This window comes from Massilia agrisoli (genome assembly GCF_020831365.1).
In the GTDB taxonomy this organism is placed as follows: Bacteria; Pseudomonadota; Gammaproteobacteria; order Burkholderiales; family Burkholderiaceae_D; genus Telluria_A; species Telluria_A agrisoli.
This window is the reverse complement of the sequence record NZ_JAJHPV010000004.1, coordinates 443556-457934: the sequence shown is the minus strand read 5'-3', so window position 1 is coordinate 457934 and position 14379 is coordinate 443556. Positions and strand designations below refer to the sequence as shown.

Sequence of the window (14379 nt, the reverse complement as noted above, 5' to 3'; positions counted from 1 at the left end):
ACGGCATGACGAGGCATATCCGGGCACAACCAGGAGGACCTATGAACCTGCAACACTGCATTGCAGCCGGCCTGTCGGCCGCTGCGCTGGCGCTACCGGCGGTATCCATCGCCGCACCATCCGAGGATGGCGAATACCTGGACAACTGTGCCTGCCACGATAAGCAAGCCGCGCCGCAACGGGCAAACAACACATTCGGCGCGCCCGCCGAGGCTGGCCGGCTCGACGAGACGCGCGGCGGCGACGGCGGCACTGCCAGCGACACCAGGCTGAGCGGCACCGTCACCAACAACAGCGCCACCAATGTCGCCACCGGCTCCAACATTATCCAGTCCGGCTCGTTCGCCAACGCATCGGGGGTGCCGATTGTTATCCAGAACACCGGCGCGAACGTGCTGATCCAGAACGCGACCGTCATCAACCTGCAGCTCAAATGAAGGCGCCCCGGGGGTACGCCTACGCCGCGCCGGCGCTGCGCTTGCATGCGGCGCGGGTGCTGCGGCTTGGCGCCGCCTGCGTGTTGCTGGGCTTAGGCGCCCAGCAGGCCGCCCATGCGCTCGAGCTGGCGCTGCCGGGCGGCGCGCGGCTGCAGGTGCCGGTGGCCAGCATCAAGCAGCTGCGCTTTTCCACCACCTTGCGCCAGCAATACGATTTCAGCTGCGGTTCGGCCGCGCTGGCCACCCTGCTCACCCACCACTACCAGCATCCTGTCACCGAGCAGCTGGTGTTCGAACGCATGTTCGCGCGCGGCGACCAGGCCCGCATCCGCAAGGAAGGCTTTTCACTGCTCGACATGCAGCGCTTCCTGGCCGAACGGGGCTTTCGCGCCGACGGCTTCCAGCTGCCCCTGCAAAAGCTGATTGAGGCGCAGGTGCCGGCCATCGTGCTGGTGTCGGACAAAGGCTATCACCATTTCGTCGTCATCAAGGGCGCGGCGGGCGGGCGCGTGCTGATCGGCGATCCCTCGTCCGGCGCGCGCACGCTGTCCCAGGCTGCGTTCGAGGCCATCTGGAGCAACCGCCTGCTGTTCGTCATCCACGGGTCCGCCGCTGCGCCCGCCTTCAACAGCATGGCCGACTGGCGCGCCGCGCCCACCGCCCCGCTGGGCCAGGGAATCGACCGCGGCTCGCTGGCCGCCATCACGATCCCCAAACTTGGGCCCGGCGAATTCTGACAGGAGCTTGCATGTCCATCCCTTCCTACTGCGCCTGCTGGGCGCTCGCGCTGGCCGCCTGGCCGGTCCATGGCGAAACCCCGCCATCCGGCTTGGGCGACGGCTGGGTGCCGGTCGCGGAAAGCGTGCTCGACCAGTCGCGCGGCGGATTCACCTTCGACAGCGGCCTCAAGCTTACCCTTGGCATCGAGCGCGTGGTGTCGATCAACGGCGACGTCGTGGCGCGAACCAGCCTGGAATTGACCGATATCAGCCGCCTCAGCGCCGAGCAGGCCCGGCAAACAAGCGATGCCCTGTCGGCCGTCAAACTGGTGCAGAACGGACGTGACAACATTTACCTTGGCGCCATGTCCGCGCAGACGCTCGGAGGCACGGTCATCCAGAACAGCCTGAACGACCAGCTGATCCGGACCGATACCGTGATCCATTCCAGCGTCAACAGCATGGCCTTGTTAAAAACATTGAACTTCCAGGGCAGCCTGGGCGACGCCATCGCCCGGGCGGCGGGCCCGCATTAATCGGGGGACACATGCAGAAGAGCGGCTGGGGTTGGCAAGGTGCGGGCCTCGCGGCCGTGTTGTTCAGTTCCCAGTCGCATGCGGGACAGGCGCCGGCGGCGCCGGACCTGCAAGCCGAACTAAGCGCCGTCAGGCAGGAACTGGCCGAGCAGCGGCGCCAGCTTGACGCCTTGCGGCGCGAACTTGCAGCCCAGCGCGGCGCGCCCCCGGCCATGCCCGCAAACGCTGGCCAGCTGGGCGACGCGCGCGGCACCGGCAACGGGCAAGCCGCTGCCGCGCCAGCGCCGGGGACGGCTCCCGCAGCGCTGGCGTCCCCGGCCAGGCCGAAAGCTGCGGCGGCGCCCGCCGCGGCCGCCGTACAGCCAAACCCGCCAGCGCCAGCGCCCCGTCCCCAGGTTGCCGCGGTCGGCAAGCCGCCCGAACGCGACAAGCGCCCGCCCCAGGTCGCGCCCCTGTTCGAGCAGCCTGGCGTGCTGACGCCGCGCGGCAAATACATCCTCGAGCCGGGCTTCCAGTTCGGCTACTCGTCGAGCAACCGGGTCGCGCTGGTTGGCTACACGGTGATTCCCGCCCTGCTGATCGGGCTGGTCGATGTGCGCGAAGTCAAGCGCAATACCTCCACCGCCTCGCTGACCATGCGCACCGGCATTACCAACCGGCTGGAGGCGGAATTGCGCGCGCCGTATGTGTACCGGTCCGACGCCACCGTCAGCCGCGAGATCTTCACCGGCACCTCGGTGGAGCGGGTGTTCGACACCAGCGGGCGCGGCGCGGGCGACGCGGAAGTGGCGGCGCGCTACCAGGTCAATAACGGCGGGCCCGACAAGGGCTACTATGTGGCCGGCCTGCGCTTCAAGTCGCGCACCGGGCAGGACCCGTTCGAGGTCGTCACCGACTGCAGCAAGCGCTGCATCGGCGACAACGCCACCGGCACCGGCCTGCCGCTGGAACTGCCGACCGGATCGGGGTTCTATTCGCTGCAGCCGTCGCTGACCTGGCTGTTCCCGTCCGACCCCGCGGTGTTCTTCGGCAGCATCAGCTACCTGCACAACTTCAAGCGCAGCAATGTCAGCCGCACGGTGCTGGGCGGCGAGCAGGAATTCCTCGGCGAGGTCAAGCCGGGCGACATCATCGGCTTCAATTTCGGCATGGGCCTGGCGCTCAACGACAAGGCCTCGCTGAGCCTCGGATACGACCACAATTCGATCGCCCGCACCCACCAGGGCGGCGCGCCGGTGCCCGGATCGGTGCGTACCCAGCTCGGCACGCTGCTGCTCGGCTACTCATACCGGCTGTCGGACAAGCGCACCCTGAATGTCTCGCTCGGCGCCGGCCTGACCCGCGACACCCCCGACGTGTCGCTGTCGGTCCGCCTCCCCACCACCTACTGACGGTGGCAGGTCCGGCGAGCGGTACGCAGGCAGCCGGCGTTTTCCGCTAGCATGAAAGGATGTCCATTACCACCCGAGACCGCAATGCATCCTGTTCCACTGGTTGAAACCACGCGTGGCTATCCGGGCGCCGGCCACGCCGTCGAAAACATCCATTACGGCTCGGTCGCGGTGGTCGATACCCGCGGCAAGCTGTTGTGGTCGGCAGGCGACCCCGGTTTCATGACCTTCACCCGATCGGCCCTCAAGGCCTTCCAGGCGCTGCCCTTCATGCTGGCGGACGGTCCGGCGAAATTCGGCCTCACCCAGGCCGAACTGGCGCTGCTGTGCGCCAGCCATTCGGGCGAGGAGATGCACCTGCGCGGCGTGCGCTCCATCCTCGGCAAGATCGGCCTGGACGAAAGCCACCTCGAATGCGGCTGCGGGGTGCCTTTGTACTACGACGCGGTCGGCCAGCCGGCCCCGCAAGACGCCGGCTGGACCCCGCTGCACCACAACTGTTCTGGCAAGCACGCGGGCTTTCTCGCCTGGTGCCGCCTGCATGGCCAGCGCACCGACGGCTATGTCGACTTCGGGCATCCGCTGCAGCAGGCGATCCGCGCCACCCTGGCAAGCCATGCCGGCGCCGCCGACCTGCCCGCCGGCATAGACGGCTGCTCGGCGCCGAACTACGCGATGCCGCTGTCGCAGCTCGCGCAGCTGTATGCGCGGCTCGGGCAAGGCCGCGCCGATGCCCGCCTGGGCGGCGTGATGGGCGACCTGTTCGACGCCATGACCGGCCACCCGGACATGGTGTCGGGCCACGCGCGCACCGACCTGGCCTACATGGGCGCAGGCGATGGCGACTGGGTCAGCAAGGTCGGCGCCGACGCCGTACAGGCCATCGGCATCCGCTCGGCCGGCATCGGGATTGCAGTCAAGATCGCCGACGGCGCCACGCGCGCGCTGCACGTTGCCACCGTCAGCGTCCTCGACCAGCTCGGCTTGCTCGACGCGCGCAAGCGGGCGATGCTCGAACCATTGCGCCAGCCGCAGCTGAAGAACGTGCGCGCCACGGTTGTCGGCGATATCCGCCCGGTGCTGCGCCTGCAGCCGGCAAAACGGGCTTAACCGACCTGGCGGCGCGGACGGATCACGACGTCGTTCATGCGGCCGTTGTAGACCTCGTCAAACAGCATGATCATGTCGGCGCCCGGCGCGATGAAGACATTACGCCCGACAGGGATCAGCTCGGCGCGGCGCTCGCCATCGATTTCGGCAAAGAAGCGCTTGCCGCGGTTCGACACCCGCATGTACTTGCCGTTCGATAGCTCGTACGTGCCCTTGTAATAGTTAAAGCCTTCGGTGTCGAGCCGGTAGCGCGCCATGGGTACCCCGGTGACCTGGATGGTGGTGCCGGCTGGCCCGGCGGCGTCCGGGGCCTGCGCCGCGGCGGTCGAGAAGGTGGCGAAGGAAGCGGCTGCCGCGAGGGCAAGGACGTAAAGTGTGCGCATGATAGATTCCAATCCAATGGTGTTGTTAACAACATGCGCGGAGCCCATGTCCGGCGCCGCGCAGCCGGTGGTCATCGGATCGCCATGGCAGGTAGCACTGTATGGCGATTCAATCCCAGTGTAGGCAAGCCGGGCGTGCATCGCCAGCGTTTTGGGATTGGGCGCGCAAATCGCGGCGCAGGCTGCAAAAATCCGCGCATGAACCGTATGGCAGGCGCGGCTGTCCGGTGCCGGCCCACGTCAGGCCAGCGCGTCGGTCGGCAGCACCAGCGTTTCCTTGATTTCTTCCATCACCACATAGCTTTTCGACTGCGCCGCGCCGGGCAGCTGCAGCAGCATGTCGCCAAGCAGCTTGCGGTATTCGGCCATCTCGTGGATGCGCGCCTTGATCAGGTAGTCGAAATCGCCCGACACCAGGTGGCATTCCTGCACTTGCGGAATGCGCAGCACTTCGCGTCGGAACTGCTCGAACGCCGAGGCCGACTTCTGGTTCAGGGTGATCTCCACGAACACCAGCAGCTTGGCACCCAGCGCCGAGGCGTCGACCTTGGCGTGATAGCCGCTGATCACGCCATCGCGCTCCATGCGCTTGACCCGCTCGATGCAGGGGGTCACCGACAGCCCCACCCGCTCGCCCAGGTCTTTCATCGAGATGCGGCCCTCCTCCTGCAGGATTTTCAGGATGTGCCGGTCGAGTTTGTCGAGCATGCGGCTCGACTGTTTTTGGATTCTCATGAATTTCCGCTAAATATGGGCCGCAAAACGTGAACAAACACTGCTTACAAGCAAATACTATAGCGGCAATTCTGGAAAATCCATCTAAATTTACAAGCGGAGTGAGTATGCGCATCGTCATCCTTGGCAGCGGCGTTATCGGCGTCACCAGCGCCTACTACCTGGCCAAGGCCGGCCACGACGTCACCGTCATCGACCGCCAGCCCGGCCCTGCGCTTGAAACCAGCTTTGCCAATGCCGGCCAGATCTCGCCCGGCTATGCCTCGCCGTGGGCCGCGCCCGGGATTCCGCTCAAGGCGATGAAATGGATGCTGCAGCGCCACGCGCCGCTGTCGATCACGCCGGACGGCACCACCTTCCAGCTGAAGTGGATGTGGGAAATGCTGCGCAACTGCACCGCTGACCGCTACAGCGTCAACAAGGAACGCATGGTGCGCCTCGCCGAGTACAGCCGCGACTGCTTCCGCGAACTGCGCGAAGAAGCCGGCATCCGCTACGAAAGCCGCCAGCAGGGCACGATGCAGCTGTTCCGGACCCAGCAGCAATTCGACAGCGCCGCCAAGGACATCGAAGTGCTGAAGGAATCCGGGGTGCCGTTCCAGCTGCTGACCCGCGAGCAACTCGGCCAGGGCGAACCTGCGCTGGCCAACGCCGGCGACAAGCTGGTCGGCGCGCTGCGCCTGCCGAACGATGAAACCGGCGACTGCCAGCTGTTCACCACCCGGCTGGCCGCGATGGCCGAAGCGCTGGGCGTCAAGTTCCGTTACAACACCCCGATCGACCGCCTGGCCATGGCGGGCAACGCCATCACGGGCGTGCACTGCGGCGATGAACTGGTGCAGGCCGACAGCTATGTCGTCGCACTGGGCGCCTACTCGACCGAACTGCTCAAGCCGATCGTCGACATCCCGGTGTATCCGCTGAAGGGCTACTCGATTACCGTGCCGATCGTCGATGCGGCGCTGGCGCCGGTATCGACCATCCTCGACGAGACCTACAAGATCGCGGTCACCCGCTTTGACGACCGCATCCGCGTCGGCGGCATGGCGGAAATCGCCGGCTTCGACCTGCGCCTGAACCCGCGCCGCCGCGAGACGCTGGAAATGGTCGTCAACGACCTGTTCCCGGGCGCCGGCAACACGGCCGAGGCGTCCTTCTGGACCGGGCTGCGGCCGATGACGCCCGATGGCACCCCGGTGGTCGGGCGTACCGCAATGAAGAACCTGTTCATCAATACCGGCCATGGCACCCTCGGCTGGACCATGTCATGTGGGTCGGCGCAGTTGCTGGCTGACCTGATGTCGGCCAAGCGCCCGGCGATTCCCTTCGAGGACCTGGGCGTGGGGCGCTACAGCAGCGGCGGCGGCAGTACCCGGCTGGACCTGGCCAACGCCTGAGCGGCCTGCGGCAAGGCCCCGCCGCCGAAATTTTCGAAAGGAAATGGACGCGGCGTATTAAAAGGTCCATGCTAGGATTCCCGCTGCCAGCCTGAACCGACTGGCGCAGATGTCGGGAACACGCATGAACAGCCTTCGAGAACCGGACCACCTACTGGTAAGCAGGGTACAGGACGGAGACCGCTGCGCCTTCGACCAGCTGGCGGCGCGCTACCGCTCCCGGCTGCTGCGCCTGATCCTGCGGATCGTCCACGACAGCGCCGATGCCGAGGACGTGCTCCAGGACACGCTGGTGCGCGCCTACCGCGCCATCCATTCCTTCCGCGGCGACTCGGCCTTCTACACCTGGCTGTTCCGCATCGCCGTCAACACCGCCACCGCCTTCGTCACCGGGCGCCGCCACCGGATCGAGGCCTGCACCGACAGCGCCGACCCCAGCAGCGCCGCCATCGCCGAGCTGGAGACCGACAGCATCACGCCGGAAGATATTTTGCTGGGCAAGCAGATGGCCGAGATCGTCGGCCGCGCCGTGGCCAGCCTCGCGCCTGAGCATTGCGCCGCCATCACGATGCATGAAGTGGACGGCCTGAGCTACCAGGAAATCGCCGACGCCATGCTATGCCCGATCGGTACCGTGCGCAGCCGCATTGCCAACGCCCGCCTCGTCATCGCCAGCCGCCTCGAACCGCTGTCCCGCTTGCATTAACGCGACAGTTCGGCAAAGTTACTGGACAATGCCCGGACATGCATGCAGGAAAGCGGTTTTTCTCGCAACAAATGTTTCAGTGCATAAATGAAAACTTTGAGAAATCGCTCACATGTTACGATTGTTACATCTGTATTCTGTAACGGTAGTGTGAGCCATGATCGATACCTTTTATACGCTTGAACTGGATAAACCGGACGGCCGCCGGCTGACGCTGTACAGCCGCACCGCGATCGATCATGTGGCCAGCGCGCCCAGCCCGTTTGCCGAGCCGGCGAACGCCAATCCGCACCTGCGCTGGCACCCGCTGCGCGGCGAATGGATCACCTACGCCGCCTTCCGCCAGAACCGCACCTTCCAGCCGCCGCCGCAGTACAACCCGCTGGCAGTCACCACCGACCCGGCCGCGCCCACCGAGCTACCCGCGGGAAATTACGAAATCGCCGTTTTCGACAACCGCTTCCCCTCGCTCGCGCTCGATGCGCACAACCCGCCCGAGCTGACGGTCGAAACGGCGCCGGCCACCGGCAAATGCGAAGTGGTGGTGTTTACCCAGGACCCCACCTCGGCCCTCGGCGCGCTCAGCCTCGGCCGCATCGCCCTGCTGTTCCAGGTCTGGGGCGACCGCACCGAGCGCCTGGCCAGCACCGGCAAGATCAAGTACGTGCTGCCGTTTGAAAACCGCGGCGTCGAGGTAGGCGTCACCCTGCACCACCCGCATGGCCAGATCTACGCCTACCCGTTCATCCCGCCGGTGCCTGCGCGCATGCTGTCGCAGGAACGCGATTACTTCATGAAGCACGGCCGCGCGCTGCTGCCCGACATGGTCCAAAGCGAGCTCGATGCGGGCGTGCGCGTGATCTACCGCGGCCCCCATGCCTGCGCCTTCGTGCCCGCTTGCGCCCGTTATCCCTATGAGGTATGGGTGACGCCGATCGCGCACGTGCCCGATTTCGCCTCGCTCGACGATGAACAGCGCGCCGACCTGGCGCTGGCGCTCAAGACCGTGCTGGCCAAATACGAAAACCTCTGGCAGCGGCCTTTCCCTTACCTGATGGCCTGGTACCAGGCGCCCACCGACGGCGAGCCGCACCCGTACACCCAGCTGCACGCGCAGTTCTCGCCGCCTTACCGCACCCGCGACCGCCTCAAGTACCTGGCCGGCACCGAGCTGGGCGCCGGCATGTTCGCCATGGATGCGCTGCCTGAAGAAAAGGCCGCCGACCTGCAGGCGGTCGAGGTCACGGTAAAGGACTGACGATGGCAAACCCTCATTCCGGCAACGACCAGGCCAACCGCGAAACCGGCGTGGACGCGGCGACCTTCTTTGGCGCCCAGCAGTTCATAGCGGCCAGCGCGCCGGGCCGGGTCAACCTGCTGGGCGAGCACACCGACTACAACGACGGCTTCATGCTGCCGGTGGCGACACCCCAGTGCACCACGGTCAGCGTCGCGCTCAACAACAATCCCGAGTTCGAGATCTATTCATCGACCCTGGGCAGCGCGGTGACGTTCGGCCAGGATGGCAAGGCGCCGGAGGGATTCGCGCAATACATCGAGGGCTGCATCCGCCTGCTGCAGCAGCGCGGCGTCGAGATTGCGCCGCTGCGCATGCACGTGACGTCCAACCTGCCGCTCGGCACCGGCCTGTCCAGCAGCGCCGCGCTCGAAGTGGCCACCCTGCGCGCCCTGCGCGCCCTGCTCGGCTTCGAGCTGGACGACCGCTCGCTGGCGCTGATCGCGCAGCAATCCGAGATCCAGTATGCCCACGTGAACTGCGGCATCATGGACCAGATGGCGTCGAGCCTGGCCGACAGTGAACACATGCTGTTCCTGGATGCGCGCACGCTGGAAACCCGGCTGCTGGCCATCCCTGCCGGCAGCGAACTGATCGTCATCGATTCGGGCATGCCGCGCACCCTGGCCGCCAGCGCCTACAACGTGCGGCGCGCCGAGTGCGAAGCGGCCGCCAAGGAACTGGGCGTGCAGGCGCTGCGCGACGTCGCCAACCTGGCCGACGTCGAGCGGCTGGCGCCGCCGCTGCGCCAGCGCGCGCGCCATGTCGTCAGCGAAAACCAGCGCGTGCTGGAAGCGGCACAGGGCGTGCCGGCCGAACGGTTCGGCGAACTGATGAACGACTCGCATTACAGCCTGCGCGACGACTACGAAGTATCGATCCCCGAGCTCGACGAACTGTGCGAACTGCTGCGCGCGGCCGATGGCGTGCATGGCGCGCGCCTGACCGGCGCCGGGTTCGGCGGGGCAGTCGTGGCCCTGTGCCGCAGCGGCGCTGCCGCCGCGGCCGGCGCCAGGGTCGTCGAGCGCTTCAATGCCAGCGGGCGCAAAGCTGCGCTGTTGCTGCCAACTACAACAGACACGAGGACCCCATGACCGATTTTATGTATCCGCGACCGCAGCTGGTCCGCGACAACTGGACCTCCCTGAACGGCACCTGGAGTTTCGCGTTCGACGACGATCACCGCTACCACCTGCCGACCGACGAGATCGAGTGGACCCACCAGATTACCGTGCCGTTCGCGCCTGAAGCGAAGGCCAGCGGCATCGGCGACACCGGTTTCCACAAGGTGTGCTGGTACCGCCGCGAGTTCGATGCCGGCGTCGGCGAAGGCCGCGTCATGCTGCACTTCGGCGCGGTCGACTACAGCGCGCGCGTCTGGGTCAACGATGTGCTGGTGGCCGAGCATGAAGGCGGCCACACCCCGTTTACCGCCGACATCTCCACCGCCCTGCGCGGCGACGGCGGCGCGCAGGTGCTGACGGTGCAGGTGACCGACGATCCGGCCGACCTGGCCAAGCCGCGCGGCAAGCAGGACTGGCTGCTGGAGCCGCACTCGATCTGGTACCCGCGCACCACCGGCATCTGGCAGACCGTCTGGCTCGAGCGCGTGTCCGACACCTACATCCGTTCGCTGCGCTGGACGCCCTACTTCGACGGGTTCGAGATCGGCTGCGAGATCCTCGCCGCCGGCGACCTGGAAGAAGACCTGATGGTCGAGGTCAAGATCTGGCATGGCGACGTGCTGCTGGCCGACGACATCTACAAGCTGGTGGGCCAGGAAGCGAACCGCAAGATCGCCCTGTCCGACCCCGGCATCGACGATTCGCGCAACGAAATGCTGTGGAGCCCAGAGCGCCCGACCCTGCTCGACGCCGAGGTCACGCTGCGCTACCGCGACCGCCTGCTCGACACCGTCAAGTCCTACACCGCGCTGCGTTCGGTCAACATCAACCGCGACCGCTTCATGCTCAACGGCCGCCCCTACCCGCTGCGCCTGGTGCTCGACCAGGGCTACTGGCCCGACACCCTGCTGACCGCGCCCAGCGACGAGGCGCTCAGGCGCGACGTCGAGCTGGCCAAGGCCATGGGCTTTAACGGCGTGCGCAAGCACCAGAAAATCGAAGACCCGCGCTACCTGTACTGGGCCGACAAGCTCGGCCTGCTGGTGTGGGAAGAAATGCCGTCGGCCTACCGCTTCAGTTCGCGCGCCATCACCCGCATCGTGCGCGAATGGACCGAGGCGATCGAGCGCGACTACAGCCACCCATGCGTGATCGTCTGGGTGCCGTTCAACGAATCGTGGGGCGTGCCCAACCTGACCTCGACCCAGGCACACCGCAACGCGGTCGAGGCGCTGTACCACCTGACCCGCACCCTCGATGCAACCCGCCCGGTCATCGGCAACGACGGCTGGGAAGCGTCGGCCACCGACATCCTCGGCATCCACGACTACGAATGCGATCCTGAGAAGTTGCGCGCCAAGTACGAAGTGGCCGATCCGGTGCGCACCCTGTTCGACCAGCGCCGCCCGGGTGGCCGCATCCTGACGCTGGACGGCTTCCCGCACCGTGGCCAGCCGATCGTGCTGACCGAATTCGGCGGCATTGCCTTCGACAAGTCGAAGGCCAAGGAAGCCGGCACCTGGGGTTATTCCCGTGCCCACACCGAAGAAGAGTTTTCCCAGTTGTACAGCAGCTTGTTGAAGGTGGTAAACGAAACCTTCATGTTCAGCGGCTTTTGCTATACCCAGTTCGCAGACACGTTCCAGGAAGCCAACGGACTCCTGTATGCGGACCGCACGCCAAAAATACCGATCGAACAGATCAGTGCGGCAACGCGAGGTACCCGGATCGATGTCACCCGTATTTAACTAATATGCCCGCACAGGGCCCGAAAGGAAGTTGCATGCCTACTATTATCGTTTTCTGCCACCTGCGCTGGGACTTCGTCTTCCAGCGCCCGCAGCACCTGCTGACGCGCCTGGCGAAGCATTACAAAATCATCATGGTCGAAGAACCAATCCACCATGACGGCGTCAACTTCCTCAAGAAGACCGAAGTCGCCCCCAACGTCACCGTATGCCAGCCACACACCAATATTCCGGTGTGGGGCTTCCACGACGACCAGATCCCTTCGCTCAAGCCGCTGCTGGCCAACCTGGTCCCGGATGGCGAAGACCCGATCGTCTGGTTCTACACCCCGATGGCGCTGCCGCTGCTGCAAGACCTGCACCCATCGCTGGTGGTCTACGACTGCATGGATGAGCTGGCCGCTTTCAAGAACTCGCCAAAACAGCTGCTGCAGCGCGAGACCGCCCTGCTCGGCATTGCCGACATCGTGTTCACCGGCGGACCAAGCCTGTACGAAGCCAAGCGCGAGCGCCATGGCAACGCCCACTGCTTCTCGAGCAGCGTCGACGCCGCCCACTTCCGCAAGTCGCTCGACCGCGACATTGCGCACGAGTCGCACGAAGGCATCCCGCATCCGCGCCTCGGCTTCTACGGCGTCATCGACGAGCGTTTCGACATCGACCTGCTGACCGCGCTGGCGGACGCGCGTCCTGACTACCATATCGTGCTGGTCGGCCCGGTCGTCAAGATCGACCCTGCCTCGCTGCCGCAACGCCACAACATCCACTACATGGGCCAGCAGTCGTACGACGCGCTGCCGCAGTTCCTGGCCGCGTGGGACGTCTGCCTGCTGCCGTTCGCCCTGAACGATTCGACCAAGTTCATCAGCCCGACCAAGGTGCTTGAGTACATGGCTGCCGAACTGCCCTGCGTGTCGACCCCGATCACCGACGTCAAGGTGCCGTACGGCCATGTGGTCGCCATCGCCCACACCCACGAAGAATTCATCCAGGCCTGCGACGCCGCTGTCGCGATGACCCCGGAACAGAGAGCCGCCATGGTCGACGCGATGCGCACCGTGGTTGCCGGCACGTCGTGGGACGTGACGGTCGAGCGGATGCGTGGCCTGATCGACTCGGCCCCGCGCGGTACCAAGAGCCCACGTTCACAGGTGTTACCCCCCTCAAGCCCACAGCAAAGCGCCCGAGGCGCAGTTATTGACTCTCTGAACAACCAGCGCGCACTGGAGCCCGTCAAGTGCGTGATTGTCGGCGCCGGCCCGACCGGCCTGTCGGCGGCCTACCACCTGGGTTCGGATACCCTGCTGCTCGAACGTAATTCGACCGTGGGCGGCTGGTGCCGTTCGATCAAGGACAACGGCTTCACCTTCGACTATGCCGGCCACATCATGTTCTCCAACGACCCGTACGTGCTGAAGCTGTACGATGTGCTGCTGGGTTCGAACGTGCACTGGCAGAACCGCGAAGCCTGGGTCTACAGCAAGAACGTGTTCACCCGCTATCCGTTCCAGGGCGCCCTGTACGGCTTGCCGCCGAAGGTCATCAAGGAATGCATCGTCGGCGCCATGGAAGCCCGCTTCGGCGACCTGAAGGCCGAGCCAGGCATGGCGCCCGGCCCGGCGATTGACGACAAGTGCGACACCCAGGGCGTGGAAGACTGCTGCGCCGACGGCACGGTCGACATCGCCAACAGCAGCGCCAGCAAGCCAGGCGAAGTAAAGAACTTCGAAGAATTCATCTACAAGGTGTGGGGCAAGGGCATCGCCAAGCACTTCGCGATCCCGTACAACAAAAAGATCTGGACGGTGCCGCTGACCGAGATGGAAACCTCGTGGCTGGGCGGCCGCGTGCCGCTGCCGGACCTGGAAGAAATCATCGAAGGCGCGCTCGAGCCGGTCGGCAAGCCGATGGGGCCGAACGCGCGCTTCGGCTATCCGCTCAAGGGCGGCTTCCAGGCGCTGATGAACGGCTTCGTGCCGCACATCCGCGGCAAGATCGAACTGAACGCCAGCGTGGTCGAGATCTTGCCGAAGGAGCACCTGATCGCGCTCGCCGACGGCCGCCGCTTCCGCTACGACGACCTGATCAGCACCATGCCGCTGCCTGAACTGATCAAGATGATTGGCGACGAAGCGCCGGAAGACGTGCGCAAGGCCGCAGCCGGCCTGAAGCACATCTCGATCCGCAACGTGAACATCGGCATCGACCGTCCGAACGCGACCGACAAGCACTGGGTGTACTACCCGGAAGACACGATCTTCCACCGCATCTTCGTGCAAGGTAACGCCAGCCCGGAATGCAATGCCCCTGGCGGCTTCGGCTTCACCTGCGAGATCTCGTATTCGCCGTGGAAGCCTTTGCCAGTCGACGGCGACGAGCTGATCAAGCGCGCGATCGCGGACTGCATCAAGGTCGGCATGATCAAGCCGGAAGACACCATCCTGGCGGCCAACCTGACCGACATGCCCTATGCCTATGTGGTGTACGACCACCAGCGCGCGCAGAATGTCGCGACCGTCAAGAAGTGGCTGGAGCAGTACGACATCACGCTGGCTGGCCGTTACAGCGAGTGGGAGTACTACAACTCCGACCACGCTTTCCTGGCGGGTAAGAAGGCTGCCGAAAAAATCCGCGCCGCCGACGACGCCCGGACCCTGATGAAGTCGTAAGCACCGCTCGCACTGGACAGAATCGCGCTACCGGCTTGTTGCCTGTAGCGCGATTTTTTTTCGAAAGGGCATATCCCCTGCAGATGCGTACGTGCACGCACATACCGGCGGCTGTGTCACTGACAAG

At 65.5% G+C, this 14379-nt stretch carries 13 protein-coding genes; 11 read left to right on the top strand and 2 right to left on the bottom strand.

Annotation, left to right across the window (positions count from 1 at the left end):
• Positions 1 to 41: 41 nt before the first annotated feature.
• From LMJ30_RS03435 to LMJ30_RS03415, 5 genes are all read left to right on the top strand, one after another.
• On the top strand, positions 42 to 437 hold the full coding sequence (locus LMJ30_RS03435; RefSeq protein ID WP_229430937.1) for a hypothetical protein: 396 nt from the start codon (positions 42 to 44) through the stop codon (positions 435 to 437).
• Positions 434 to 1174 (top strand): C39 family peptidase, encoded by a 741-nt coding sequence (locus tag LMJ30_RS03430; protein WP_229430936.1) that lies wholly within the window; start codon positions 434 to 436, stop codon positions 1172 to 1174. Before LMJ30_RS03435 ends, LMJ30_RS03430 begins: the two co-directional genes overlap by 4 nt.
• A gap of 11 nt (positions 1175 to 1185) precedes the next feature.
• Positions 1186 to 1692, top strand: coding sequence for a hypothetical protein (locus tag LMJ30_RS03425; RefSeq protein ID WP_229430935.1), 507 nt, complete (start codon positions 1186 to 1188; stop codon positions 1690 to 1692).
• A gap of 11 nt (positions 1693 to 1703) precedes the next feature.
• Positions 1704 to 3083 (top strand): acetate kinase, encoded by a 1380-nt coding sequence (locus LMJ30_RS03420; protein WP_229430934.1) that lies wholly within the window; start codon positions 1704 to 1706, stop codon positions 3081 to 3083.
• 84 nt (positions 3084 to 3167) lie between these two features.
• Positions 3168 to 4193, top strand: a complete 1026-nt coding sequence (locus LMJ30_RS03415; protein WP_229430933.1) for an asparaginase — start codon at positions 3168 to 3170, stop codon at positions 4191 to 4193.
• Here the strand turns inward: LMJ30_RS03415 and LMJ30_RS03410 are convergent.
• Together LMJ30_RS03410 and LMJ30_RS03405 are read right to left on the bottom strand one after the other, a co-directional pair.
• Positions 4190 to 4576 (bottom strand): hypothetical protein, encoded by a 387-nt coding sequence (locus tag LMJ30_RS03410; RefSeq protein WP_229430932.1) that lies wholly within the window; start codon positions 4574 to 4576, stop codon positions 4190 to 4192. The two genes, LMJ30_RS03415 and LMJ30_RS03410, sit on opposite strands and share 4 nt — an antisense overlap.
• A 240-nt stretch (positions 4577 to 4816) precedes the next feature.
• The gene (locus LMJ30_RS03405) at positions 4817 to 5311 is read right to left on the bottom strand and encodes an Lrp/AsnC ligand binding domain-containing protein (protein WP_229430931.1); all 495 of its coding nucleotides are present in this window, start codon (positions 5309 to 5311) and stop codon (positions 4817 to 4819) included.
• 107 nt (positions 5312 to 5418) lie between these two features.
• Between LMJ30_RS03405 and LMJ30_RS03400 the strand changes: the two genes are divergently transcribed.
• The 6 genes from LMJ30_RS03400 (at position 5419) to LMJ30_RS03375 (ending at position 14252) form a co-directional block, all read left to right on the top strand.
• Entirely contained in the window at positions 5419 to 6708 is a 1290-nt protein-coding gene (locus tag LMJ30_RS03400; protein ID WP_229430930.1) for a D-amino acid dehydrogenase, read from the top strand.
• A 124-nt stretch (positions 6709 to 6832) separates the two neighbouring features.
• Positions 6833 to 7414: a sigma-70 family RNA polymerase sigma factor gene (locus LMJ30_RS03395; RefSeq protein ID WP_229430929.1), complete on the top strand. Its 582-nt coding sequence runs from the start codon at positions 6833 to 6835 to the stop codon at positions 7412 to 7414.
• 157 nt (positions 7415 to 7571) lie between these two features.
• Entirely contained in the window at positions 7572 to 8672 is a 1101-nt protein-coding gene (galT, locus tag LMJ30_RS03390; protein WP_229430928.1) for a galactose-1-phosphate uridylyltransferase, read from the top strand.
• 2 nt (positions 8673 to 8674) lie between these two features.
• Positions 8675 to 9805, top strand: coding sequence for a galactokinase (galK, locus tag LMJ30_RS03385; protein WP_229430927.1), 1131 nt, complete (start codon positions 8675 to 8677; stop codon positions 9803 to 9805).
• Positions 9802 to 11583, top strand: coding sequence for a glycoside hydrolase family 2 protein (locus tag LMJ30_RS03380; protein WP_229430926.1), 1782 nt, complete (start codon positions 9802 to 9804; stop codon positions 11581 to 11583). The genes galK and LMJ30_RS03380 overlap by 4 nt, the downstream gene beginning before the upstream one ends.
• Positions 11584 to 11618: 35 nt before the next feature.
• Entirely contained in the window at positions 11619 to 14252 is a 2634-nt protein-coding gene (locus tag LMJ30_RS03375) for an NAD(P)-binding protein (protein WP_229430925.1), read from the top strand.
• Positions 14253 to 14379 lie beyond the last annotated feature (127 nt).